Here is a 25,357-nt window from a genome sequence, read left to right on the forward strand (position 1 = left end):
GCGCAGGGGAGCCGCAGATGTACCAGCAAGGCGACACGGCCGAAGTCGTGCGGCTGCTGTCCGTACGCAAGGCGTACGGCAAGGACCGGGCGCAGGTACTGGCACTGGACAACGTGACGGCGGGGTTCGCCGGCGGCACGTTCACCGCGGTGATGGGGCCGTCGGGGTCGGGCAAGAGCACGCTGCTGCACTGCGCGGCCGGCCTGGACAAGCCGACGTCCGGCTCGGTCGTGCTGGGCGGCACGGACCTCAGCGTGATGCGCGAGGTCGAGCTGACCCGGTTGCGGCGCGACCGGATCGGCTTCGTCTTCCAGGCCTTCAACCTGCTGCCCGCGCTCGACGTCGAGCAGAACGTGACGCTGCCGCTGCGGCTGGCGGGCCGGCGCGCCGACCCGGCGTGGGTGCGCCGGGTCATCGAGCAGGTCGGCCTCGGCAAGCGGCGCGACCACCGGCCCAGCGAGCTCTCCGGCGGCCAGCAGCAGCGGGTGGCGATCGCCCGCGCCCTCGTCACCCACCCCGAGGTGATCTTCGCCGACGAGCCGACCGGCGCGCTCGACACGCGCTCGGCCCAGGAAGTGCTGAACCTGCTGCGGGAGGCGACGAGCGTGGCCCGGCAGACGATCGTGATGGTCACACACGACCCGGTGGCCGCCTCCTACGCCGACCGCGTGCTCTTCCTCGCCGACGGCCGCGTCGTCGACGAGCTGCGGCAGCCGAACCCCGAAGAGGTGGCCCGCCGGATGACCGGCCTGGTCGCCCGCGCCGAGCAGCGGCCGAGCGAGCTGACGCGCTGATGCTGACCCTCGTCTGGCGCACCCTGCGCTACCGGACCGGTGGCTTCATCGCCACCCTCGTCTCGGTCTTCGTCGGCACCGCCGTCATGCTCGCCTGCGGCGGCCTGATGGAGACCGGCATCCGGACCGTGATCCCGCCGCAGCGCCTGGCCGCCGCGCCGATCGTGGTGGCCGGCAACCAGTCCTACGACCTGCCCACGGTCGGCCACGGGGAGGACGCCTACCACGAGACGGCGACGCTGTCCGAGCGCGTCCGGCTCGACGAAGGCCTCGCCGGCACGATCAGCGGCGTACCCGGGGTCGCCCACGTGGTCCCGGACGTCTCCTTCCACGCCGAGGTGCTCGGCGACTCCGGCGGCCCGTCGGTGCCCGGCACCCAGGCCGGCCACAGCTGGGTTTCCGCCGAGCTGGCGCCCTACCGGCTGACCGAGGGCCAGGCCCCGATCCGCGAGGGCGAGGTCGTGCTCGATTCGGCCACGGCCGGGCGGATCGGCGCGCACGCCGGCGGCGAGGTCGACATCGCCGTCCGCGGGGGCGTGCACTCCTACCGGGTCACCGGCATCGCCGACGCCGGCCGCCGGATGGCCTCCGACGCGGTGTTCTTCTCGCCCGCCGAGGCCGCCGGGCTGCGGTCCGCGGCCGGGCAGGTCGACGCGTTCGGCGTCCAGCTCGCGCCCGGTGCCGACGTCGACGCCGTCACCGCGCAGATCGCCACCGCGGTGCGCGACCAGCGCGCGGTGACGCTGACCGGCGACGCCCGTGGTTCCGCGGAGTTCGCCAAGGCCGCCGGCGACGGCGAACTGCTGATCATCCTCGCGGCCGTGTTCGGCGGTCTCGCGGCGCAGGTCGCCATGTTCGTCGTCGCGAGCACCCTGACGCTTTCGGTGCAGCAGCGCCGCCGCGAAGTGGCCATGCTGCGGGCGATCGGCGCGACCCCGCGCCAGCTGAGCCGGATGATCACCGGCGAGGCGATGATCATCGGGGCGCTGGGGACCGCGCTGGCGATCTTCCCCGGCGTGCTGCTCGGCGACTGGCTCTTCGGACGGCTGACCGGGTTCGGCGTGATCCAGCCCGTCCTCAAGTTCGAGCAGGGCTTCTACCCGGTCGTCGCCGCGGCCGTCGTGGGCCTGAGCTCGGCGTGGGGCGCCGCGTTCGTCGCCGCCCGGTACGCGGGCCGCACCCGGCCCGTGGAAGCCATGCGGGAAACGGCGATCCCCACGCGCTGGCTGACCCCGACCCGGCTGTGGCTCGGCGTGTCGAGCCTGATCGGCGCGGTCGCCTTGGCCTACCTGACGATCACCGTCGTCGACGGCCCGCTCGCGGCGAGCACGGCCGGCCCGGCCGTCACGCTGGTGGCAACCGCCGTCGCACTGTTCGCGCCCGGCCTGACCAAGCTGCTGGTCGGGGTGCTGCGCCGGCCGATCCGCGCGTTCGGCGGCCTGCCCGGCTACCTGGCTTCGCTGAACGCCCGGGCCCGCTGGATGCCGATGGCCGGCGCGGTCACGCCGATCATGCTCGCCACCGGGCTCGCGATCTTCATGCTGTACTTCCAGACCACGGAGGTCGCGGTCGCGGAGAAGCAGTACACCGACTCGCTGCTCGCCGACGCCGTCGTGACGTCGGCGACCGGTGACCTGCCGCCCGATCTGGTCGCCGAGGTGCGGCAAGCACCCGGCGTCGCCGGGGCCACGGCGTTCGTGACCAGCAAGGGCTACAACGAAAAGCCCTCGGACGCGACGCAGGACGAAGACGGCGTGGACCTCACCGGCATCACCGCGGACGGCGTGGCGCGGGCGTGGGGGAGCCTCGTCGAGACCGGCAAGCTCGACGCCCTGCGCGGCACCACGATCGCCCTGCCCGCGGATCTCGCGCAACGGCTGGGGGTCGGCGTGGGCGCCAAGATCGTCATGCGGCTGGGCGACGGCTCCCGGGCCACCCTGGACGTCGTCGCGACGCTGCGGACCACCGCGGCCTCGGCGTCGGCGCTGATGCCGGCCGACACCCTGGCGCCGCACACGGCCGCGGGTTCGGCCGACCGGATCCTCGTGATGGCACAACCCGGGACGGCGGAAGGCGATCTGCTCGCCTCGCTGCGCGGCCGGGTCGGGGACGTCGACGGCGTCGAGGTGGCCGGCCGGGAGGCGCTCACCAAGGCGTTCCTGGCCGAGGTCCAGGCCAATGCCTGGGTCAACTACCTGATCGTCGGGCTGCTGCTCGTGTACGCCGCCATTTCCATGGTGAACACGCTGGTGATGGCGACGGCGGACCGGCGCCGGGAGTTCGGGCTGCAGCGGCTCATCGGGTCGACGCGGGGCCAGGTGCTGCGGATGATGGCCGTGGAAGCGGGGATCGTGGCCGCCATCGGCGTCTTCCTCGGCACGCTGGTCGCGGCGTCGATGCTGGTGCCGTTCAGCGCGGCGGTGTCGGACAGCCTCTTCCCGTCCGGTCCTTTGTGGATATACCTGGTGATACTCGGGCTGGCCGTCGTGCTGACGGTGGTGGCCACCTGTGCGCCGACGTGGTTCACGTTGCGCACCAGGCCGTCGCCTTCGACGCTCGCCCCTGAATAGGTGGCCTCGGGCGGGCCGGAACCCCCAGAGAGGCGCTGACGAACTCTCCCCCGGATTGTCAGCGCGCGGTCAGCCCGAGGTCACCGCCCCGGCATAGCGTCGGGGCGTGAACACCGAAGAGAACGCCGCCGGGCGCTGGGACGCCATCGTGGTCGGCTCCGGGATCGGCGGGCTCGTCTGCGCCGGGTACCTGGTGGCGAGCGGGATGCGCGTCCTCGTGCTCGAACAGCACGACGTCGCCGGCGGCAACAGCCACGTGTTCCGCCGCCGCCGCGCCTACCAGTTCGACGTGGGGGTGCACTACCTCGGCGACTGCGGACCGGACGGCCTGCTGCCGCGGGTCCTCTCGGGTCTCGGCCTGGGGGACCGGGTGCGCTTCCACCCGATGGACCCGGACGGGTTCGACCGGATCGTCCTGCCCAGCGTCACCGTGGACGTGCCGGTCGGCTGGGACCGCTACGCCGAGCGGCTGCGGGCCGCGCTCCCCGCGGAGGCCGAGGGCATCACCCGCTACATCGACGTCTGCGCGGCCGTCGCGCGGGCCTGCCGCCAGTCCGCCTTCGCGGCGGCCCCGGCGAAGGTGCCGGCCGTGATGCTGCGCTGGAGCCGCCGGACGCTGGCGCAGCTGTTCGACCACTGCGGGCTGTCGGCCCGGGCGCGCACGGTTCTGGCCGCCCAGTCCGGCAACTACGGGTCCGCGCCGTCCGGCACGCTCGTCGTCGCGCACACGATGATGCTCGACGACTACCTGCGCGGCGCCTACTACCCGGAGGGCGGCGGGCAGGTGATCGCCGCGTCGTTCGTCGAGCTGCTGGAGTCGCACGGCGGCACGCTGCTCACCCGCACCCGGGTCGAGGAGATCCTGGTCGAAGGCGGGAAGGCGGCCGGTGTCCGGCTGACCGACGGCACCGAACACCGCGCCCCGGTGGTCGTGTCCAATGCGGACTACCGGCGCACCGTCCTGGAACTGTGCGGTGGCCGGGAAAACCTGCCCGAGCCGGTGGTGGCCCGCGCGGAGACCGCGACCATGCGCCTGCCGCTGGCCGTCTGCTACGTGGCGCTCGACCGGGAACTCCCGCTCCCCAGCGCGAACATCTGGTACTGGCCGGACGAAGACGTCGACGCGGCCTACGCCCGGGTGGAAGCCGGCCGGCTCGACGAGCTGCCGTTCGCGTTCCTGTCCTTCGCCTCCCTCAAGGACCCGGTGCCGGGCTCGGCGTGCCCGCCGGGGCACATGAACTTCCAGATCATGACCGCCTGCCCGCCCGGGTACGCGCACTGGGGACTCACGGACGGGCCCGCGCACGGGGCGCGGTACCGGCGCGAACCCGGCTACCTCGGCGCGAAGAACCGGCTGACCGAACAGATGCTGGACCTGGCCGAGGCCGCGATCGGGCCGTTCCGCGAGCACCTCGTGCACGCCGAAACGTCGACGCCGCTGACCCAGGAGCGCTACACGCTTTCGACCGGGGGCAGCGCGTACGGCCTGCACACCTGGGGCCGGGTCGGGCAACGGCCGGATATCGATTCGGGTGTCGAGGGTCTCTACCTGACGGGCCAGAGCATCTTGCACGGTGGCGGAATCGTCGGGGTCGCGACCGGGGGCGCGCTGTGCGCCTCGACGATCCTCGGCCGGCCGGTGCTCACCGATGGCGCCGGCGGGGTGCTGGGGAATCCCGAGCTGCTCCCGGACCGCGAGCCCGGCTGGGACCCGCTGCGCACGTCCCGGGGGCTGCGGCGGCGCGAGGCCCGCGGCCTCGCCCTGCTCGACCGGGTCGTGGCGGGATAAGGACTCCTCCGGAAAAGGAAAGAACTCGGGGCCCGGTTCCGGGCCCGTGGGCAAAAGCTGCTGTCTTGACGAAGGGAATGGTGAGCGAAAGTGACGGAAACCGTGGCTGGATCGACGGAGGTCCTGGACGACCGCGTGGTCGCGGGGATCTGCGCCGCACTCGAGTCCGTGCTGGAGACGGAGGTCGCCGACCTCGGCCCGGAGACCCGGCTCGCGGACGCCGGCCTCGACTCCACCGGCGTGCTGGAACTGCTGATGCAGCTGGAAGAGGCGCTGGGCATCGAATTCGACGCCGAGAACCTGGAAATGAGCCACTTCGAGTCGGTCGGTTCGCTGGCCCGGTTCGTTTCGGCAGAAATGGCCGCCTGAGCGATGACCACGATCTCGCCGCCGATCACGGCGACCTGGCTGCGGTGCCACGACGCCGCCCGCGAGGTGGGGATGGCCCCGGCGCTGGCGGTGCTGCACGCGGCCCTGCCTGCCGGGGAACCGGTGTTCGGCGCCGGCGGTACCGCGGTCCTGCCGGCCGGGCCGGTGGACGGCGACGTGCTCGTGGTCCGGACGGCGGAGCTGCCCGGCGGCCCCGTCGTCCTGGTGCGGACGCACCGGCCCGCGGGCCACCCCGGCCAGGTCCTGGCGACCGGGTCGGTGTGGCTGCGGCTGGGCCTGTCCGGCGCCCTGCTCGACACCGGGCTCGCCTATCTGGGCGGGCGGCGCAGCGGCGACACCACCCTGCTGCGCCGTCAGCTGGTCCAGGGCGCCGTCGCCGAGGCACTGACCGGGCAGCTCGAGGTGCGGGCGTTCCTCACCGCACACCCGGCGGGCCCGCCGCCGGAGGCCCTGGCCTACCTGCACCGGCGGCTCACCGGCACCGACCGCGTCCTGCTGCGCCTGCTGGGCGCCGCGGGGTTCGTCCGCGGCGGCGCGGGCGAGGTCGCCGACGTTTCGGAGCTGCTCGCGGGGGCCTACACCCCGGAGGTCGCGGCGTGACGGCGACCGTGCTCGACGAACGGCTCGAAGCACTGCGGGACGCGGCCCGCGAGTGGGGGACCGAGTTCCGCACCGCGGGCGCCGGCCTCGACACCGACCCCGACGGGGTCGGCGAGCTCCTGGACCTCGGCGGCGTCCGCTGCCTCGCCACCATGCTCGTCCCCGAGGAGTTCGGGGGCGCGGGCCTGCGCCTCGGGCCGCACCGGTTCCACGGCATGACGGCGATCGAGCGGACGGTGGTGCTCGAAGAGCTCGCCCGCGGCGACGCCGGCCTGATGCTGGCCAGCCCGGGCGCGTCGATGTCCGGCGTGCTCGTCGACGTCCTGGCCGACCGGGAGCAGAAGGAGTGGTTCTACGGCCGGCTCCTCAAGCGGCCGACCTGGACGTTCTTCGCGCTCACCGAGCCGGACCGGGGCTCGGACGCCACCGCGCTGGAGACGGCGCTCACGACGTCCCCCGACGGCGGCCCGCACCGCCTCGACGGCCGCAAGAAGTACGTCGGCAACGCCGCGCGGGCCGCCCTGGGGGTCGTGTTCGCCCGTACCGGGCCCGGCCCGCTGGGCGTGACGGCGGTCCTGGTGGACACCACGGACCCGGGCTTCCACGCCGAGCCGCTCGAATCGCTGGGCCTGCGGGCCGCGCGGATCTGCGAGCTGACCCTGGACGGCGTCGCGGTACCCGCCGAGCGCGTGCTCGGCCGGGACCGCTCGCCGGCCCGCCGCGGCATGTGGGCGTGTGTGCAGACCTTCAACCGGCTGCGGCCGGGCGTCGCCGCGATCGCGCTCGGCATCGCCGCGGCCGCCCACGACTACGTGCGCGCCGAAGGCGGGCGGCTCGACGAGCTGGGCCGCCGCATCGACGGCGTCCGCCACCTCGTGCACCTGTCCGCGATCGAGGTCGACGCCGACGGCTCCCGCGGCCACCTCGCCTCGGCGGCGAAAGCCGAAGCGTGCCGGCTGGCCGAGGACGCCACGCTCGAAGCGTGCGGCTTCTTCGGGCCGCGGGCCCGCTGGGACCACCCGGCGCTGGACAAGCTGGCCCGGGACGCGCGCGGCGTCGAGTTCATGGAAGGCGCCGGCAACATCCAGAAGCTCACCGTCTTCCAGGGGCTGCTCGCCGGCAAGGTCGGCCGGGGCGAGCCCTTTCCCGCGCACGCCGGGAAGTCGTCGACCGGAGGTTCGTCGTGCGGGTGATCACCAGGCCGGAGGAGTTCGACGTCACGGACCTGTACGTCGACCTCAGCCACCTCGTGGACCGGCGGGTCCTGATGAAGTGCGAGGGCTTCAACTTCGCGCGCTCCAGCAAGCTCAAGCCCGCCCTCGAAATGGTGACGCTGGCCGAGCGCGCGGGCGTGCTGCGCCCGGGCTCGACCATCGTCGAGACGTCGTCGGGCAACCTCGGCGTGGCGCTGAGCCTGGTCGCGGCCAGCCGCGGCTACCGGTTCGTCTGCGTCACCGACCCGCGCAGCACGCTGCTCACCCGGCAGCTGATGCAGAACCTCGGCACCGAGGTCCTGGTCGCCCCGGACCCGGCCGCGGGCCTGCGGCTCGTGCGTCGGCTGTGCGCGGAGAACGCCGGCTACACCTGGCTCGACCAGTACGTCAACGCGGGCAACTGGATGGCCCACTTCCGCTCCACCGGCCCGGACATCCTGCGCACGGTGCCGGACCTCGACGTGCTCTTCGTCGGGGTCGGCTCGGCCGGCACCCTCACCGGCTGCGCGCGCTACCTGCGCCAGGTCCGGCCGCAGGTGCGGATCGTCGCCGTCGAGTGCGTCGGCCCCGGCCCGCGGGCCGCCCGGCGCAGCACGGCGGTGCGCACCAGCGTCCGGTTCCCGGTCATCGACATGTCCCTCGTGGACGATCTGGTCCGGGTCGACGAGGCGGCCGCGATCCGCGCGTGCCGGCAGCTCGCGCTGAGCGGCTTCCTGCTCGGGGGCGGCTCCGGCATGGTGCTGGCGGGCGCATTGGGCTGGTTGGCGGAGAACGACGCGGCCACGGCGGTGGTGATCTCGCCCGACCTCGGTGACCGCTACCTGGACACGATCTACCAGGACCAGTGGGTCAAGGACAACTACGGCCCCGAAGCGCTGCTCGACGGCGCCGAACCCGAAACCCCGTACGCCAAAACACTCTTCGAGGTGCCCTGATGACCGCGGTCGACGCGTTCCTGCCCCTGTCCACCGCACAGACCGACGTCTGGTACGACGAACAGCTGTCCGGTGGCGGCCTCGCCTATGCGATGGCGGACTACCTGGACATCACCGGCCCGCTGGACGTCGGCGTGTTCCGGACGGCCCTGCGCGCGCTGGCCGACGAAGCCGAGTGCTTCCGCGCCCGGTTCGTCGAGGTCGAGGGCGAACCGCGGCAGCTCATCGAGCCGCTCGGCGAGCTGCCGATCCGCTACCCGGACGTCACCGGGGAAGCCGACCCGGAGGCCGCCGCCCTCGACTGGATGCACGAGGACATGCGGCACCCGTTCTCCCTGGAGGACTTCCCGCTCTTCCGCGGCGCGCTGATCAAGGTCGGGGAGCGGCGGCACTTCTGGTACCTCACCACCCACCACCTCATCGGCGACGGCTTCAGCGCGGCGATCTGCCACCGCCGCCTGGGCGAGCTCTACAACGCGCTGCTGGCGGGGGAGGACCCCGGACCCACCGCGCTGCCGCCGTTCCGCCTGCTGCTGGACGCCGACCTCGCCTACCAGGAATCGCCGCACCGGCTGCGGGACAAGGAGTTCTGGGGACGGCACTTCGACACCACGCCCGACCTGGTCAGCCTGTCCGGCAAGGAACCGGCGCCGGCCCGCGGCTTCCTGCGGCGCACGATGGTGCTGCCGCCGGAGACGGCGAAGGCGGTGCGCGAGGCGGCCGCGGCGGCGAAGGTGACGTTGCCGACGTTCTTCATCGCCGCGATGGCGGCCTACACGCAACGGCTTTCGGGCATCAAGGACCTGCTGCTGACCGTCCCGGTCGCGGCGCGCGCGGGCGTGCGCTCGCGGGCGACCCCGGGCATGGTCGCGAACTACCTGCCGCTGCGGATGGTGGTCGAGCCGCAGACGACGATCGCCGAGCTGCTGGCCCAGGCGTCCCGTGAGCTGGCCGCGACCCTGAAGCACCAGCGCTACCACGTCAACCAGATCCGCCGGGACATCGGCGTGCGCAGCGACGAGCGGCGCCCGTTCGGCGGCCCGTTCGTCAACGTGCTCCCGCCCGAGCCCGGCCTGCGGCTCGGCGAGTGCCGCACGCGCGTGATGAACCTGTCGACCGGGATCACCAACGACCTTTCGCTGACGGTCCTCGACGTCACCGAGGACGTCATCGAGATCCACCTCAACGGCAACCCCGACCTCTACGACGCCGACGGCGTCACCGCGCACCTGGATCGGCTCGCCGGGTTCGTCGGCCGGCTCGCCGAGGCCGATTCCTCGGCGGTGCTCGGCGCGGTCGACGTCGTGTCGGCGGACGAGCTGGGCGGGCTGCTGGCGGCCGGGGTCGGGGCGGCCGGGCCGGTCGGGGCCGACGTCGTGGCGCGGGTGTGCGAGTTCGCGCTGGCCTCGCCGGACGCGCCCGCGGTGGCCGACGGTGGCGAGTGGGTTTCCTACGGCTCCCTGGCGGGCCGGGCGAGTGCCCTGTCCCGCCGCCTGGCCGCCCGGGGTGTGGTGGGCGTGCTGGCCGACCCCGGTGTCGGGTTCGTGTCGGCCGTCCTGGGAGTGCTGTGGTCGGGCTCGGCGTTCGTGCCGCTGGACGCCGGGATGCCGGTGGCCCGCTTGGCCGGGCTGCTCGCCGACGCGGGCGCGAACGCCGTGGCGGTGGGCCCCGGGTACGAGGAGCTGGCCACGGAGGTCGTGGCCGCGGCCGGCGGCGGGGCCGAGGTCGTCGTGCTGGACGACGCCGAAGACGCCGAGTGGGCGCCGGTGTCCCGCGATGACGCAGGTCTGGACCTGGCGTACGTGATCTTCACGTCGGGCTCGACGGGCCGTCCCAAGGGCGCGATGGTGCACCGCCGCGGCATGGTGAACCACCTGCTGGCCAAGGTGGAAGACCTCGACCTGGAGCCCGCGGACGTGGTCGTCCAGAACGCCCCGGTGACCTTCGACGTCTCGGTGTGGCAGATGCTGGCCCCCTTGCTGGTCGGTGCCCGGGTCCGGGTGGTGTCCCGGGCGATCGCGGCCGACCCGGACGCCTTGTTCGGCCTGATCCGGGCCGAGGGTGTTTCGGTGCTGGAGGTCGTGCCGTCGCTGCTGCGCGCGGCCCTCGATTCCTGGGACCTGGCCGGGCAGGCCGCCGATGTTTCGGGGCTGCGGTGGCTGGTGGTGACCGGTGAGGCGTTGCCGCCGGATCTGTGCGCGCGGTGGTTCGCGCGGTTCCCCGAGGTGCCGCTGGTGAATGCGTACGGTCCGACGGAGTGTTCCGACGACGTGACGCACGCGGTGATCCGGTCCGGCGTCGAGGTGGTGCCGATCGGCCATGCGGTGCGAAATTCGCGGCTTTACGTGCTGGGTGACGAGCTGCGTCCGGTGCCCGCGGGTGCCATCGGCGAGCTGTTCGTCGGCGGCCTGGTCGTGGGCCGGGGTTACGTGGGCGACCCGGCGCGGACGGCGGCGGTGTTCGTCGCGGATCCGTTCGGGGAGGCCGGAAAGCGGATGTACCGCACCGGTGACCGCGTCCGGATGCGGCCCGACGGTCAGCTGGAGTTCGTGGAGCGCCGCGACTTCCAGGTCAAGATCCGCGGCCACCGCATCGAGCTCGGCGAGATCGAAAGCGTCCTGCGGTCCGTGCCCGGGGTGCTGGACGCCGTCGTGCGCGTGCTCACCGACGCCGACGGCGGCAAACGCCTCGCCGGCTACCTCGTCGGCGTCGACGCCGAAGACCCGGTCGACGCCGGCCACGTGCGCAGCACCGCCCAGCAGCTGCTCCCGGACTACATGGTGCCCTCGGCACTGGTCGTCCTCGACGAACTGCCGCTCACCGAACACGGCAAGGTCGACCGCGAAGCGCTGCCCGCCCCGGACTTCCGGGCCGAGGTCGTCGGGCGGCGGCCCCGCAACACCGTCGAGACGGTCGTCTGCGACATCCTCGCCGAAGTCCTGTCCGTGCCGCGGGTCTACATCGACGACAACTTCTTCGCCCTCGGCGGCGACAGCATCAGCGCGATCCAGGTGGCCGGCCGCGCCCGCACCGCGGGCATCGAGCTGACCCCGCGCGACATCCTCGAACGCCGCACCCCGGCCGCGATCGCCGAGCAGGTCGCCGTCCGCGAGCCGGGCGCGGGTGTCTTCACCGTGGCGGACGGCCCGCTGGTCGAGCTGACCGGCGACGAACTGCGGGACCTGGCCCCCGACGGCGGCCGCATCGAGGACGCCTGGCCGCTTTCCGCTCTGCAGCAGGGGTTGCTGTTCCACTCGGAGTTCGACCCCGACGGCGTCGACGTCTACACCGTGCAGGCCACCGCGGACCTCGCCGGCCCGCTCGACGTCGAAGCCCTGCGCGACGCGTGTGCCGCCCTGCTGCGCCGGTACGCGACCCTGCGCGCGTACTTCCGGCACCGCCGCGGCGGCGACGCCGTGCAGCTGATCGCCGCCGAGGTCGGCCTGCCCTGGACCGAAATCGACCTGACCACGCTGCCCGAAGCCGAACGCGAGGAGCGGCTGGGGCGGCTGGCGGCCGAGGACCGGGAGCGCCGGTTCGACCTCGCCCACCCGCCGCTGGTCCGGTTCACCCTGATCAAGGTCGCGGCCGGGCGATACCGGTTCCTCTGGACCGCCCACCACATCGCCACCGACGGCTGGTCGGTGCCGATCCTCATCCGCGAGCTCGCCACGCTGTACACGCACGGCCCGGCGGCCGCGCTGCCGGAAGTGGTGCCGTTCTGGAACTACCTCGCCTGGCTGGGCCGCCAGGACGAGCAGGAAGCCCGGCAGGCGTGGCGCGAGGTCCTCGACGGCCTCGCCGAGCCCACGAAGGTGGCCCCGGAGGTCGACGGCCACCTCAAGGCGGTGCCGGAATCGGCCGAAGTCGTGCTGTCGCGGGAGGAGACCGCCGAGCTGGTGGCGTGGGCGCGCCGCCACGAGCTCACCCTGAACACGGTCGTGCAGGCCTCCTGGGCGATCCTGATCGGCCGGCTCACCGGCCGCCGGGACGTCGTGTTCGGCTCGGTCACCTCCGGGCGCCCGGCCGAGCTGCCGGGCGTGGAAACCATGGTCGGGATGTTCATCAACACGGTCCCGGTCCGGGCCGATCTCGACCCGGCCGGCACCCTCGACGAGCTCCTGGTCGTCCTGCGCGACCAGCAGGCCCGGATGTCGGCCTACCAGCACGTCGGCCTGGCCGAGGTGCAGAACGACGTGCCCGGCCTCGCCGGCACCGGCGAGCTGTTCGACACCGCGATCGTCTTCGAGAACGTGCCCGCCGACGGCGAGCAGACCGAGGTCGTGCTCGGTGCCGACGTCCGCGTGCTCGACGCCGTGACCGAGGACTCCCGCCACTACCCGCTCAGCCTGGTCGTCAACCCCGGCCCCGAACTGGCCTTCCGGTTCGACTACGCGCCCGAGGCGTTCGACGCCGAGCGCGCCGGCCGGCTCACCGGCATGTTCCGGCACCTGCTCGACACCGCCATCGCCGATCCTTCGGTGGCGCTGGGCGCGATCGACGTCGTCCCCGCGGCGGAGCTGGAGCGGGGCGCCGGTGTCACCGGGCCGGTGGGCGCCGACGTGGTGTCGCGGGTGTGCGAGTTCGCTTCGGCCTCGCCGGACGCGCCCGCGGTGGCCGACGGAGGCGCGTGGGTTTCGTACGCGTCGCTGGCCGGGCGCGCGAGTGCGCTGTCCCGCCGGCTGCCGTCCCGTGGCGTGGTCGGCGTCCTGGCCGACCCCGGGGTGGGTTTCGTGACGTCCGTGCTGGGCGTGCTGTGGTCCGGGGCGGCCTACCTGCCGTTGGACCCGACGCTGCCGGTGGCCCGGCTGGCCGGGCTGCTGGCGGACTCGGGCGCCACGGCCGTCGTGGTGGGCCCGGGCTTCGAGGACCTGGCGGCCGAGATCGCCGGCGGCGACACCCGGATCGTGGTCCTGGACGACGCCGAAGACACCGAGTGGGCGCCGGTTTCCGACGGCGACGCCGGTCTGGACCTGGCGTACGTGATCTTCACGTCGGGCTCGACCGGTCGTCCCAAGGGCGCGATGGTGCACCGCCGCGGCATGGTGAACCACCTGCTCGCCAAGGTGGAAGACCTGGGCCTGGCGTCCTCGGATCTGGTGGTGCAGAACGCTCCGGTCACGTTCGACGTCTCGGTGTGGCAGATGCTGGCGCCGCTGCTGGTCGGCGGCCGGGTCCGCGTGGTGTCGCGGGTCGTGGCGGCCGACCCGGACGCCTTGTTCGGCCTGATCCGGGCCGAGGGTGTTTCGGTGCTGGAAGTCGTGCCCTCGCTGCTGCGCGCAGCCCTCGATTCCTGGGACTTGGCCGGGCAGGCCGCCGACGTTTCGGGGCTGCGCTGGCTGGTGGTGACCGGTGAGGCGCTACCGCCGGACCTGTGCACGCGCTGGTTCGCGCGGTTCCCCGACGTGCCGCTGGTGAACGCCTATGGCCCGACGGAGTGCTCGGACGATGTGACGCACGCGGTGATCCGGTCCGGCGTCGACGTGGTGCCGATCGGCCACGCGGTGCGGAATTCCCGGCTTTACGTGCTGGGTGACGAGCTGCGCCCGGTGCCCGCGGGTGCCATCGGCGAGCTGTTCGTCGGCGGCCTGGTCGTCGGCCGGGGCTATGTGGGTGATCCGGCGCGGACGGCGGCGGTGTTCGTGGCCGATCCCTTCGGCGAGCCGGGCACGCGGATGTACCGCACCGGCGACCGGGTCCGGATGCGCCCGGACGGGCAGCTGGAGTTCGTGGAGCGCCGCGACTTCCAGGTCAAGATCCGCGGCCACCGCATCGAACTCGGCGAGATCGAAGCCGCCCTCGCCGCGCACGCGGGTGTCGGGGAAGCGGTCGTCACCGTGCACGGCACCGGCAACGACCGGCGGCTCGTCGCCTACGTCACCGGCACCGCCACCGCCGGGGAACTGCGCTCGCGGCTGAGCGAGCAGTTGCCGGCGTACATGGTCCCCGGCGCGTACGTCGTCCTCGACCGCTTCCCGCTGACCGCGCACGGCAAGATCGACCGCAAGGCGCTGCCCGCACCGGAACAGCACACCGGCACCGCCGCCCGCGGCCCGCGCACCCCGGTCGAGGCGACGCTGTGCGAGATCTGGGCCGACGTCCTCGGCCTCCCGGAAGTCGGGATCGACGACGACTTCTTCGCCATCGGCGGGCATTCCCTGCTGGCCAACTCGGTCGTGAGCCGGGTCCGGTCCGCTTTGGACGCCCACCTGTCCATCCGCGACCTGTTCGAAGCGCGGACGGTCAGCCGGCTCGCCGGCCGGCTCGTCTCCGCGGGCCAGGCGGGCGCCGGGTTCCGGAAGCTCGCGCGGCCGCAGCGGATTCCGCTGTCCCACGCGCAGACCCGGATGTGGTTCCTGAACCGCCTCGAAAGCGCGGGCTACACCATCCCGCTGGCCGTCCGGCTCGGCGGCGCCCTGGACCCGGCGGCGCTGGCGGCCGCGCTCGACGACGTCGTCGAGCGGCACGAGATCCTGCGGACGATCTTCCCGGACGTCGACGGCGTCCCGTACCAGCGGATCCTGCCGCCCGCCCCGGTGCTGGCCACGGCGACGATCGCCGAAGACGAGCTCACCGCGGTCCTGGCGGCCGAGGCGGGCCGTGCGTTCGACCTGGCCACGGACCGCCCGCTGCGGGCGACGCTGTACCGCGTCGGGGCCGAGCACGTCCTGCTGCTCGTCCTGCACCACATCGCGGGCGACGCCTGGTCGGTGGACGTCCTGGCCCGCGACCTGGCGACCGCGTACGACGCCCGGGTGCGGGGCGCCCGGCCCGGGTGGGCGGAACTGCCGGCGCAGTACGCCGATTACGCGGTCTGGCAACGCGAACTGCTCGACGACCGCCAGGCGGCGGACCAGCAGTGGGAGTACTGGCGCGACGCGCTCGCCGGCCTGCCCGACGAGCTGCGGCTGCCCGCGGACCTCCCGCGCCGGGGCACGACCGCTTTCCGGGGCGGTTCGGTCGGGTTCGAGGTGCCCCCGACCGTCCACAAAGCACTGACCGCGCTGGCCCGCCGGTCGGGTGCGAGCGTCTTCATGGTGGTCCAGGCGGCGGTGGCCGCGCTGCTCACCAAGCACGGCGCGGGCACGGACATCCCGCTCGGCAGCCTGGTCGCGGGCCGGTCGGAGGAGGTGACGAACGGCCTGGTGGGGTTCTTCGTGAACACGCTGGTCCTGCGCACCGACACCGGCCGCAACCCGACGTTCGCCGAGCTGGTCGCCCGGGTGCGCGACACCGACCTCGAGGCGTACGCGCACCAGGACCTGCCGTTCGAGCTCCTGCTCGAGCTGGCCCGCCCGGCGCGCTCGCTGTCGCGGCAGCCGTTGTTCCAGGTGATGCTGTCCTACTACGAGGTCCCGGACCCCCGCTTCACGATCGGCGAGTTGTCGGTGCGGCCGGAGATCCTCCCGCCGACGGGCGCGAAGTTCAAGTTCGACCTGACGTTCCAGCTCGGCGAGCGCCCGGGAGAGGGGGGCCTGGAGGGAAGCATCGAGTACTGCGCGGACCTGTTCACCCCGGAGACGGCGGAGTTGCTGTCCACCCGCCTGGGCCGGCTGTTGTCGGCGGTGGCGGAGGATCCGTCGCTGCCGCTGAGCGCGATCGAGCTGGGCGAGCAGGATCCGGTTGTCGTGGCGGCGGAACCGGCCGAACTGCCGGCACTGCGGAGCGGCCGCGGACCAGCGCTGATCGGGGAGGGCGGCCGGGTGAGCCACGCCCAGCTGCGCCGCCGCGTGACCGAAGCGGCCCGGAAGCTGACGGCTCGCGGGGCGGGTCCGGAGCAGACGGTGACGATCGCCGCGGAGTCGGCGCTGGACCGGGTGGTCCACGTCCTGGCCGCACTGCAGGCCGGCGCCGCGTACCGCTTGGTCGAGCCGGCCGGGGAACCCGGAGTGACGATCGAGGTCGGCCGCGCGGTGGTCGGCCCCGCCGGCCAAGGCCCGGCGGCGCATGCCGAGGCGGGCCGCCCGGTGGGTGGCCCGGCGACCGAAATCGGCTCGCCGGTTTCCGGTGGGGCCGGTCGCCCCGCCGGTTCCTCCTCCGCCGCGCCGATCACTCCCGCCCACGCGGCCGCGCACCTGCCGGACGGCACCGTCCTCACCCGCCGCGCGCTGGCCGAGTCCGTCGCCGCCCTGCAAGCCTCCATTCCCGCCGGCCGCCGGGTCGTCGTCCCGGACCTGCCCGACGCCATTCCCGCGATCCTCGCCGCGCTGGCCGCCGGCGGGTCCGTCCACCTCGCCGAGGCCGAAACCGGTGATCCCGCCGCGCTCGCGCAGCTCCTCGAAGGCGAACTGCCCGCCGTCCTCTTCGCCACCCCGCACCAGGTCCGGGCGCTCGCGGCCCGCCACGAACCGGCGCTCGCCGGCGTCCGGCTGATCGTCACCGGCGAACCCCTCGCCGCTCCGCTCACCGAACGGCTCTACCGGGCGGGCGCCGAAGTCCACACCCACTACCGGACCCTCACCGGCCCGGCCGAACCCGGCACCCTGCCGCCCTCGTCCCGGGCCTGCGTCCTCGACGACACCCTCCGGCCCGTCCCACCCGGCGCCCACGGCGACCTCTGGCTCGCGACCCCCGCCCGCGGCTTCGCGGGAGAACCCGGCCGCACCGCCACGCACTTCGTCGCCGACCCCGTCACCCCCGGCGCCCGGATGTTCCGCACCGGCGACGTCGTCCGCCGCCGCCTCGACGGCAGCCTCGAACCGGTCGGCGGCACCGTGCGGGCCCGCGGGTTCGCCGTCCGGCCGAGAGAGGTCGAGGCCGCGCTCCTGCGGCACCCGGGGGTCGCCGCGGCCGAAGTCGTGGTCCGGGACGACCAGCTCGTCGCCTACGTCGTCGGCCATGGCGACGACCTGCGCGACCACCTCGCGCGGGAACTGCCGGACTTCGCGGTCCCGTCGGCGATCGTCGCCCTCGAGGCCATCCCGCTCACCCCGGCCGGCGACCTCGACCACGCGAACCTGCCCGCGCCCGAACGGAAGGCCGGCACCGCCGCCGCGGAGGTCCTCCGGCTGGCGTTCGCCGAAACCCTCGGCCTGCCCGAGGTCGACGCCGACGCCGACTTCTTCACCCTGGGCGGCAACAGCCTGCTCTCCGTCCGGCTCGTCGCGCTGGCCCGCAACGCCGGTCTGCACTTCACCGTCGCGGACGTCCTGACGCACGGGACCGTCGAGCGCCTCGCCGCGCTGGCCGGCACCGGCGGCGGGGCGGGTGACGTGCTCGACCCGTTCGCCCCGGTGCTGCCGATCCGGCCGGACGGCGACCGCGCGCCGCTGTTCTGCGTCCACGCGGGACTCGGGCTGAGCCTGCCCTACCTCGGGCTCGTCCAGCACCTCGCCCCCGGCCGCCCGATGTACGGGCTGCAGTCGCCCAACATCGGCGGGGACCGCGAACTGCCGGTCAGCGTCGAAGACGTCGCCGAGGAGTACGCCGCCCGGATCCGCGCGATCCAGCCGTCGGGCCCGTACCACCTGCTCGGCTGGTCCTTCGGCGGGTTACTGGCGCACGAAATCGCCGTGCAGCTGCAGGAAGCCGGGGAGCAGGTCGAGACGCTGTGCGTGCTGGACAGCTTCCCGGTCGAGGCCGACGGCCAGGCCCCGCCGACCCGCCACGAGCTGCTGGTCAGCTTCCTCGAGCACCTCGGCTACGACGCCGACGAGGACGCCGAGCTGTCCCCGGCGGCCGTCATCGACGTCCTGCGCCGCGGCGGGTCGCGGCTGGCCGGGATCGGCGAGGAGCGGATGGCCCGCGTGCTGGACGTGATGAGCAACAACGGCGAGCTCGCGCTCCGCTACGAGCCCGCCCGCTTCTCGGGCCGCCTGCTGCTGTTCCTGGCGGCCGACGGTCTTTCCGAAGCCGACCTCGCCGAGCGGCCCGGCCGCTGGGCACCGTACGTCGACGGCGCGATCGAGACGCACCGCATCGGCTGCGGGCACGAATTCATGATGCACCCGCAAGCCCAGGCCGCCATCGGCCGGATCGTCGCCGCCGCTCTGGACGGCTCTTCCGAGGAGGACGAATGACTGTGATTGCCCCGGTGCGGACCGGGCGAGTTTCCGACGCCGTGGTGGAGGTGCTGGCGCTCGCCGGGCGCCGGCTCACCCACCTGCGCAACGTTCCCGGCCGCCTGCTGGCGGTCACGCTGAACCCGCTGATCACCATGCTGGCCATCGGGTACGTGTTCAAGGACGCGGTGATCGTGCCGGGCAGCGGCAGCTACCCGGAGTTCCTGTTCCCGGCGGCGCTGATGCAGGTCGGCCTGGCCGGCATCGCGCCCACCGCCATCGCCGTCGCCACCGACCTCAACGGCGGCCTGACCGACCGGTTCCGCTCGCTGCCGATCGTGCGGCCCGCCGTGCTGATCGGGCACTCCCTCGGCGACCTCGTGGTCGGCCTGATCGCGCTCGCCATCACCGTCGCCTCCGGGTTGCTCGTCGGTGGCCGCGTGCACACCGGGTTCCTGCCGCTCGCCGGCGGTCTCGCCCTGCTCGTCGTGTTCCTCTACGCGATGATCTGGGTCGGCATCCTGCTCGGCCTGTCGCTGCGCAACCCCGAGGCGATCGACGGCATCGGCGCGGTGGCCACGCTCGGGCTTTCCTTCCTCTCCAACGCGTTCATGTCGACCGACCGCCTGCCCGGGTGGCTGCGGCCGGTCGCGGAGTGGAACCCGGTCAGCTCGGTGACCACCGCCGTCCGCCGCATGTGGGGCACGCCGGTCGACGAGACCGGGTTCCCCGCCCAGCACCCCGGCGTGGTCGTGGCCGTCACCCTCGTCGTCACGCTGGTGCTGGCCTGCGCCTTGAGCTTCCGGAAGTACCGCACCATCGCCTAGCGGGTCAGGTGGCGGTCAGCACGCCGTCAGCCGGTCCGAACACCATGACAGCAAGCCGCCCGAAACAGACGGAGATGTGAAGTGACGAGTCCATTCGACGACGAGAACGGCCGGTTCCTCGTCCTGGTCAACGCCGAGGAAGAACGCAGCATCTGGCCGGTGTTCGCGGCGGTGCCACCGGGGTGGGACGTCGTGCTGGGGGACAGTTCCCGCGCGGAGGCGGTCGCCCACGTCGAGGCCACCTGGACGGACCTGCGCCCGAAGAGCCTGCAGGACGCCGGCTGATGGCGAGCGACGCGCTCGACCGCGAAGCGGCCATCGAAGTCACGGGCCTGCGCAAGGGCTTCGGCGACCACCAGGCCCTGGCCGGCATCGACCTGCGGGTGCCCGCCGGCTCGGTGCTGGGCCTGCTCGGCCCCAACGGCGCCGGCAAGACCACGACCGTCCGGGTCCTCGCGACGCTGCTGAGCCCGGACGGCGGCACCGCCCGCGTGGCCGGCTTCGACGTGGCCACGCAGGCGAAGGAGGTCCAGCGCCGGATCGGGCTGGTCGGCCAGTACGCAGCGGTCGACGAGCTGCTCACCGGCCGGCAGAACCTCCAGTTGCTCGGCACCCTGCTGCACCTCGGCCGGCGCGGGGCCCGCGAGCGGGCCACCGAGCTGCTCGAGCGGTTCGACCTGACCGCGGCGGCCGACCGCGCGGTCGGGACGTACTCGGGCGGCATGCGGCGGCGGCTCGACCTGGCGACCTGCCTGATCGGCCGCCCGTCGGTGCTGTTCCTCGACGAGCCGACCACCGGCCTCGACCCGGCGAGCCGCAGCACGCTGTGGGGGATCGTGCGGGGCCTGGTCGACGAGGGTGTCACGGTCCTGCTCACCACGCAGTACCTCGAGGAGGCGGACTACCTCGCCGACCACATCGTGGTGATCGACCACGGCCGCGTGATCGCCGAGGGCACCGCCGACGAGCTCAAGCGCAAGATCGGCGCGGAGCGGCTCGAAGTCGCGGTCGCCGACGCGAAGTGGCTCCAGCCCGCGGTGTCGGCGCTGTCGGCCGTGTCGGCCTCGGCGGTCACGGTGGACGAACGCAAGCGCAGTATCGCGGTGGAGCTGCCGGAGACGGCCGGGGGCATCGCGGCCGCGGCCGCCGCCCTGCGTGACGCGGGTGTCGAGTACACGGACTTCGCGCTGAGGCGCCCGACGCTCGACGAAGTGTTCTTGGACCTCACCGGGCGTCCTTCGAGCCCCTGACCCACCCCCGGCCGCGACGGCCCGTGTCGTCCGGCCGGGTACGCGTGTCGTCCAGCTGGGTACGCGTGTCGTCCAGCTGGGTACGCGTGTCGTCCGGCTGTGGCCGGACGTGGCGTGAGGCCGCGACCGCCCGCCCCCGGCGTCAGCGGGCGTCTTTCGGGCCCCGCACCCGCCACCAGTTCGTCCGGCCTCCGAGCACCGCCAGGCGCGGCAGCAGGAGGAACCGGACGATCAGGGTGTCGGCGACCAGGACCACCGTGGTCGCCAGGGCGAACTCGCGGACGTCGCCGCTCTCCGTCATGCCCCAGACCAGCCACATCACCACCGCCACCAGCAGTGCGCCGCCGGAAGCCGACCAGGCTCGGCGGCAGGCGTGCGCCACCGTGTTGCGGCGGGACATCCCCGCCAGGGTTTCGCTCCGGAGCCGGTGCAGGAGGTACACCTGCAGGTGGTTCCCCGGCACCAGCAGGACGACCACCAGGACCATCGGGGCCCAGCCGGGCAGCGGATCGACCAGCAGGGCCAGGATGCCCAGCCCGGCGAGCACGGCGACGCCGTTCAGCACGAACGTCGCCAGCGCCACCACCGGCCGCCGGTAGGCGACGAGGGTGGCCAGGCCCAGCACCACCAGCAACGTCACCACCCCGCGCGCGTCCAGGTCGTCGACCAAGGGGCGGCAGCCCGGGCAGCCGGGGGAGAACACGCGCAGCGACCCGTACACCGCGGCGGCGCCGAGGGAAAGCAGGCCGAGCGCGATCGCCGTCGGCCGCACGAAGCGGGGCAGGTCGCCGACGGACAACCTCGGGGGCGGCAGCTCGCGCGGCGAGGTGAGCACGCGGTCGTTCAAGGCGGGCAGCAGGCTCAGCGCGGCGACCGTCGACACCAGCACCGCCACCAGGACCGCGGTGGCCAGCGGCACCAGGTCCGCCGATCCGGCGAGCGCCACCGCGGCCAGCGCCGCGGCCACCCCGCTGCCGGAGACGAGGGCGGCGTTGCCCGCCGTGCTCGCGACGATCCGCGCGGCCTGGGACGTGTCGTTCCCGCCGGCCAGTGCTTCGCGCCGCCGGCAGAAGGTGAACAGCATGTGCTGCACCGAAACCGTGATGACGACCAGCAGTGCCGCGTTGCCGGTGAGCGGGGACATCGCGACGGATTCCGAGACCGTGTCGAGCATCGCCGCCGACGCCGCCGTGACCACGCTGGTGAACAGCGCGGACACGAGCAGCAGCAGCCGGGAGAACGGGACGCTCAGCAGCACCGCGACGGGCGCGGCGACCACCGGCCACCAGTTCGCCGCCACGTCGGGGTCGGAGAGCGAGCCGTCGCCCAGCCGGTGCCCGCCGGTGAGGCCCGGCAGCTGGGCCAGGCCCACGAAGACCAGCCAGAGGGCGATGACCGCGCCGGCGTGGCCGGCGGACCAGCAGGAAGCGCGGACGGCCAATGAAGGCTTCACGATCGTCCCCTTCGACCCGACGGGCATGGCGCGTTCGCGGTTTCGGCTGTCCGCGCATGTGTTCGAGTCTAGTGAACCGTGATCATTCGTTCACGGGGGGTGACTCCCGGATCCGCGGTGGTGCTAGGCCGTGTGTGGTGGATCACAGAGCGTGCACCCGCTCTTCGAGCAGGTCCTCCCCGTAGAGGTCGGCCACCCACTGGTCGTGGTAGACGGTGTCGAGGTAGCGGTCGCCGAGATCGGGCGCGATCGCCACGGCCGTGCCGACGTCCTCGTGCTCGGAAAGCCAGCGCAGGGCGCCGCTGACGACGGTTCCGGTGGAGCCGCCGAAGCAGAACCCCTCCCGGGTGAGGGCCCGGCAGGTGCGCACGGTGTCCGCTTCTTCGACGTGCAGGACGTCGTCGACGTACGACGGGTCGAGCAGCGGCGGCCGGATCCCGGTGCCCAGCCCGGGAATCATCCGCCGGGCCGGTGGCGTGCCGAAGGTGACCGAGCCGACCGTGTCGATCGCGACCACCCGGGTGCCGGGCCGGTGCTCGCGCAGGTACCGCGCGCACCCCATCAACGTCCCGGTGGTGCCCGCCCCGATGAAGACGACGCCTGCGTCGGGGAAGGCGGCGGCGATCTGCGGTCCGGTCGTTTCGTAGTGGGCGCGCCAGTTCCCGGCGTTCTCGTACTGGTTGAGCCACACGTGGCCGTGCTCGGCGCACAGCCGCCGCACGAGTTCGATGCGCGCGCCCAGCAGGCCGTGCTCGGGGTGCGGCTCGGTGACGATGCGGACCTCGGCGCCGAGGGTCTCCATCAGCTGCCGGGCCCCGAGCGTGCACCGCGAGTCGGTGACGCACACGAACCGGTAGCCGGAGCTGGCGGCGACGAGGCTCAGCGCCACGCCGAGGTTGCCGGACGAGCTCTCCACGAGCGTCGAGCCGGGCCGCAGGTCGCCGCGGCGCTCGGCCGCGGCGACCATCGAACGGGCCGCCTTGATCTTGATCGACCCGGCGAAGTTGAAGCCTTCGCACTTGAGGTACAGCGGGTGGCCGGCGAACCGGCGGAGGTCGACGAACAGGTCGTCGGTGTTGAAGTCCTGCGGGGCGGTGATGATCGGCACGCGGGGGCTCCCGTCACTTCTTCCCGTACCGGTCGAGTTCGAAGAAGAACTCCGGCACGGTCCGCAGGTCGCCGGCGGTGTGCAGCTGGTCGTAGACGTGCTTGCCGACGGCGAGGTCGAGCACCCCGAGCCCGAACGGCGAGAAGACCAGCGGCCGGTCCTTCGGCAGCGCCACCGTGCCGGTCATGACGTCGTTCAGCGTCCCGGACAGGAACTCCCGGTCCCCGGTCCGCTGCTCGGCCAGGTGCACCGAGGTGTTCGCCTTCAGGCAGTGCTCGACGTCGTCGACGACGTTGGCCGAGGCGAGGATCACCTCCGGCGAGAGGTCGCGCAGCGAGACGTGCAGGACCAGCGGGTTGTGGTCGAACCACGCCGGGTCGTGGACGTGCGGCTCCCCGGCGACCGTGGCGAACACGACCAGGTCGCTGCCGCGGATCAGGTCTTCGGCGGACTCGTGCACGGTCACCGAGGCCTGCCCGGCCGCGGTCAGGTAGCCGCGGAACCCCTCGGCGTGCGCGGTGCTCAGGTCGAAGACGCCGACGTCGTCGAAGGTCCAGCCCCCGGCGGCCAGGTAGGTGTGGATGTACCGGGCGATCAGGCCGGTGCCGACGATGCCGAGCCGGGCGGGCCGGGCCCGGTCCCGGGTCAGCCAGTCGGCGGCGAGCGCGGCCGACGCGGCGGTGCGGGTGGCGCTGATGATGGAGCTTTCCAGGCAGGCCAGCGGATAGCCGGTCCGCCGGTCGTTGAGGACGAGGATCGCCGAGGCCCGCGGCAGTCCGCTCGCGACGTTCTCCGGGAAGCTCGAAATCCACTTGAGCCCGTCGACCGCGATGTCCCCGCCGACCGACGCCGGCAGCGCGATGATCCGCGACGACGGCCGGTCCGGGAAGCGCAGGAAGTAGGACGGCGGGTTGACCGTGTCGCCGGCGCCGTGCAGGCGGTAGGCGGACTCGATCAGGTCGATGACGAGTTTTTCCTGTCCGTCGAGGACTTCGTGGACCTGCGCCCCGGAGATCACGGCGAACTCCGGGACGGACGTGCTGGTGCTCATGCTGGCAGCCTCCTGAGGCGGTCGGTGATGCGGCGGTCCAGTTCGTCGAGCGTCTCCACGGACGGGCCGATGAGCACGCCGTACAGGCGCCCGGCGAACGCTTCGCCCGCGGCGGCGACCCCGGCTCCGGCGTTGACCGTGGCGAAGTTGTTGACCAGCAGCCCGCTCCCGGACCCGGCGAACAGCAGGTCGCCGAGCGTCTCGCGCAGCCGCGCGAAGGGCAGGGGAGCGGCCAGGCGCACCGGGTAGTGCCGCGCCATCGCGACGGCGCCCTCGGGCACGAACCGCTCCTGCAGCGGCACCTGGTAGGTCGACATGTTGTTGCGGGCGTTGATCTCCAGCACCGGGAAGATCCCGCCGTCCGGCTCGACCAGCGCGTCGACGCCGACGACACCGTAGTAGCCGTCCCGGGCCAGCCGGGCCCCGAGAACGTCCGCCGCGTGCCGGATCACCGCGTGCTGGGCCCCGTCGAGGCGCGGCGGCATCCGGTGTCCCTTGTGGACGCCGTTCTCGGTGATCGCCTCCTTGACGAAGTCGAACCGCACCGAGCCGTCCCGGCCCACGGTGAACTGGTAGTTCAGGTCGGCGCGCTTGTCGACCCAGGTCTCGGTGACCAGCGCGATCCGGTCGCGGCCCGCCTTCCGCGCGGACCGCTCGATCATCCGCTGCAGGCGCAGCAGCCGCTGCTCGCTGGTGACGACGGCGATGCCCTTCCCCGACACGCCGAACGCCTCCTTCACCACGACCGTGCCGCCCTCGACGAGCACCTTGGCGGCCTCCGGCACGGCGTCGGCCAGCTGCTCGGGCGTGTCGCAGATCCAGCCCGGCGGTTGCCGCAGCCCGAGCTCGTCGGCCAGCTGCCGGCTGTAGACCTTGCTGTTGACGGCCTTGCAGAGCGCGGCCGGAGGCGTGGCCAGCGGAACCCCGGTGCGGGCCGCCAGTTCCTCTTCGACGGCCGACGCGCCGTGCGGCAGCAGGTGCGCGCCGTCGGTGGCCAGCTCGGTGAGCGCCGCGACGAGCGCGGGGTCGGCGAGCGCGTCCTGGCTGACGTTGCGCGCCGGGTCCGGTGCCGCCACGACGTGCACTTCGGGCAGCTCGAAGCCGAGGTCGAGCAGGTAGCGGTGGTAGTCCGGGTCGGGCGCGTGCTTCAGCACGACGTGGTCGCCCTTGCCGCCGAGCAGCAGCGCGAACTCGTCCATGCTGTTGACCACCGCGGTGCTGCCCGCGGCGGACACCCGCGGGAGGCCGAGCTCGTCGGCCGCCCACAGCTCCTCGACCTCGAAGTTGCCGAGGAAGACCAGCGGGTGCTCGGCCGAGCCGAGCGCGGCGGTCTTCAGCCGCGCGATGAAGTTCGGGCTATCGGAGTCCACTGTGG

15 protein-coding genes are annotated in these 25,357 nt (G+C 73.4%); 11 read left to right on the forward strand and 4 right to left on the reverse strand.

Features of this window, described 5'->3' with window-relative positions; all coding sequences use genetic code 11:
* Nucleotides 1–17: 17 nt before the first annotated feature.
* The 11 genes from H5965_RS12760 to H5965_RS12810 all read left to right on the forward strand — a co-directional run bounded on the left by H5965_RS12760 (nucleotide 18) and on the right by H5965_RS12810 (nucleotide 20,370).
* Complete coding sequence (locus tag H5965_RS12760; protein ID WP_310969867.1) at nucleotides 18–794, forward strand: ABC transporter ATP-binding protein; 777 nt, start codon at nucleotides 18–20, stop codon at nucleotides 792–794.
* A complete protein-coding gene (locus tag H5965_RS12765; RefSeq protein WP_310969868.1) occupies nucleotides 794–3,364 on the forward strand; it encodes an FtsX-like permease family protein in 2,571 nt (856 codons plus the stop codon). Before H5965_RS12760 ends, H5965_RS12765 begins: the two co-directional genes overlap by 1 nt.
* 106 nt (nucleotides 3,365–3,470) lie before the next feature.
* A complete protein-coding gene (locus H5965_RS12770; protein WP_310969869.1) occupies nucleotides 3,471–5,153 on the forward strand; it encodes an NAD(P)/FAD-dependent oxidoreductase in 1,683 nt (560 codons plus the stop codon).
* 90 nt (nucleotides 5,154–5,243) lie between these two features.
* Nucleotides 5,244–5,522: an acyl carrier protein gene (locus H5965_RS12775; protein WP_310969870.1), complete on the forward strand. Its 279-nt coding sequence runs from the start codon at nucleotides 5,244–5,246 to the stop codon at nucleotides 5,520–5,522.
* A gap of 3 nt (nucleotides 5,523–5,525) precedes the next feature.
* On the forward strand, nucleotides 5,526–6,143 hold the full coding sequence (locus H5965_RS12780) for a DUF2786 domain-containing protein (protein WP_310969871.1): 618 nt from the start codon (nucleotides 5,526–5,528) through the stop codon (nucleotides 6,141–6,143).
* On the forward strand, nucleotides 6,140–7,336 hold the full coding sequence (locus tag H5965_RS12785; RefSeq protein ID WP_310969872.1) for an acyl-CoA dehydrogenase family protein: 1,197 nt from the start codon (nucleotides 6,140–6,142) through the stop codon (nucleotides 7,334–7,336). Before H5965_RS12780 ends, H5965_RS12785 begins: the two co-directional genes overlap by 4 nt.
* Nucleotides 7,327–8,292: a pyridoxal-phosphate dependent enzyme gene (locus H5965_RS12790; RefSeq protein WP_310969873.1), complete on the forward strand. Its 966-nt coding sequence runs from the start codon at nucleotides 7,327–7,329 to the stop codon at nucleotides 8,290–8,292. Before H5965_RS12785 ends, H5965_RS12790 begins: the two co-directional genes overlap by 10 nt.
* Nucleotides 8,292–18,311, forward strand: a complete 10,020-nt coding sequence (locus H5965_RS12795) for a non-ribosomal peptide synthetase (protein ID WP_310969874.1) — start codon at nucleotides 8,292–8,294, stop codon at nucleotides 18,309–18,311. The genes H5965_RS12790 and H5965_RS12795 overlap by 1 nt, the downstream gene beginning before the upstream one ends.
* The gene (locus tag H5965_RS12800) at nucleotides 18,308–19,120 is read left to right on the forward strand and encodes an ABC transporter permease (RefSeq protein ID WP_310969875.1); all 813 of its coding nucleotides are present in this window, start codon (nucleotides 18,308–18,310) and stop codon (nucleotides 19,118–19,120) included. The genes H5965_RS12795 and H5965_RS12800 overlap by 4 nt, the downstream gene beginning before the upstream one ends.
* A gap of 81 nt (nucleotides 19,121–19,201) precedes the next feature.
* Nucleotides 19,202–19,405 (forward strand): MbtH family protein, encoded by a 204-nt coding sequence (locus H5965_RS12805; RefSeq protein WP_310969876.1) that lies wholly within the window; start codon nucleotides 19,202–19,204, stop codon nucleotides 19,403–19,405.
* Nucleotides 19,405–20,370 (forward strand): ATP-binding cassette domain-containing protein, encoded by a 966-nt coding sequence (locus H5965_RS12810; protein ID WP_310969877.1) that lies wholly within the window; start codon nucleotides 19,405–19,407, stop codon nucleotides 20,368–20,370. The genes H5965_RS12805 and H5965_RS12810 overlap by 1 nt, the downstream gene beginning before the upstream one ends.
* A 142-nt stretch (nucleotides 20,371–20,512) precedes the next feature.
* Here the strand turns inward: H5965_RS12810 and H5965_RS12815 are convergent, their stop codons facing one another.
* The 4 genes from H5965_RS12815 to H5965_RS12830 all read right to left on the reverse strand — a co-directional run bounded on the left by H5965_RS12815 (nucleotide 20,513) and on the right by H5965_RS12830 (nucleotide 25,352).
* On the reverse strand, nucleotides 20,513–21,823 hold the full coding sequence (locus tag H5965_RS12815) for an MMPL family transporter (RefSeq protein ID WP_310969878.1): 1,311 nt from the start codon (nucleotides 21,821–21,823) through the stop codon (nucleotides 20,513–20,515).
* A gap of 142 nt (nucleotides 21,824–21,965) precedes the next feature.
* Nucleotides 21,966–22,931 (reverse strand): 2,3-diaminopropionate biosynthesis protein SbnA, encoded by a 966-nt coding sequence (gene sbnA, locus H5965_RS12820; protein WP_310969879.1) that lies wholly within the window; start codon nucleotides 22,929–22,931, stop codon nucleotides 21,966–21,968.
* Between the two features lie 13 nt (nucleotides 22,932–22,944).
* Nucleotides 22,945–23,982 (reverse strand): 2,3-diaminopropionate biosynthesis protein SbnB, encoded by a 1,038-nt coding sequence (sbnB, locus tag H5965_RS12825; protein WP_310969880.1) that lies wholly within the window; start codon nucleotides 23,980–23,982, stop codon nucleotides 22,945–22,947.
* On the reverse strand, nucleotides 23,979–25,352 hold the full coding sequence (locus H5965_RS12830; protein ID WP_310969881.1) for a hypothetical protein: 1,374 nt from the start codon (nucleotides 25,350–25,352) through the stop codon (nucleotides 23,979–23,981). Before H5965_RS12830 ends, sbnB begins: the two co-directional genes overlap by 4 nt.
* Nucleotides 25,353–25,357: the final 5 nt, after the last annotated feature.

Source organism: Amycolatopsis sp. 505, assembly GCF_031625235.1.
Lineage (GTDB): Bacteria > Actinomycetota > Actinomycetes > Mycobacteriales > Pseudonocardiaceae > Amycolatopsis.

What these genes read in the sequence shown, in the direction of transcription:
- H5965_RS12810 (WP_310969877.1), top strand. Translation starts at nt 19,405, where the DNA reads ATGGCGAGCGACGCGCTCGACCGCGAAGCGGCCATCGAAGTCACGGGC.
- H5965_RS12780 (WP_310969871.1), top strand. Translation starts at nt 5,526, where the DNA reads ATGACCACGATCTCGCCGCCGATCACGGCGACCTGGCTGCGGTGCCAC.
- H5965_RS12795 (WP_310969874.1), top strand. Translation starts at nt 8,292, where the DNA reads ATGACCGCGGTCGACGCGTTCCTGCCCCTGTCCACCGCACAGACCGAC.
- H5965_RS12765 (WP_310969868.1), top strand. Translation starts at nt 794, where the DNA reads ATGCTGACCCTCGTCTGGCGCACCCTGCGCTACCGGACCGGTGGCTTC.
- H5965_RS12760 (WP_310969867.1), top strand. Translation starts at nt 18, where the DNA reads ATGTACCAGCAAGGCGACACGGCCGAAGTCGTGCGGCTGCTGTCCGTA.
- H5965_RS12800 (WP_310969875.1), top strand. Translation starts at nt 18,308, where the DNA reads ATGACTGTGATTGCCCCGGTGCGGACCGGGCGAGTTTCCGACGCCGTG.
- sbnB (WP_310969880.1), bottom strand. Translation starts at nt 23,982, where the DNA reads ATGAGCACCAGCACGTCCGTCCCGGAGTTCGCCGTGATCTCCGGGGCG.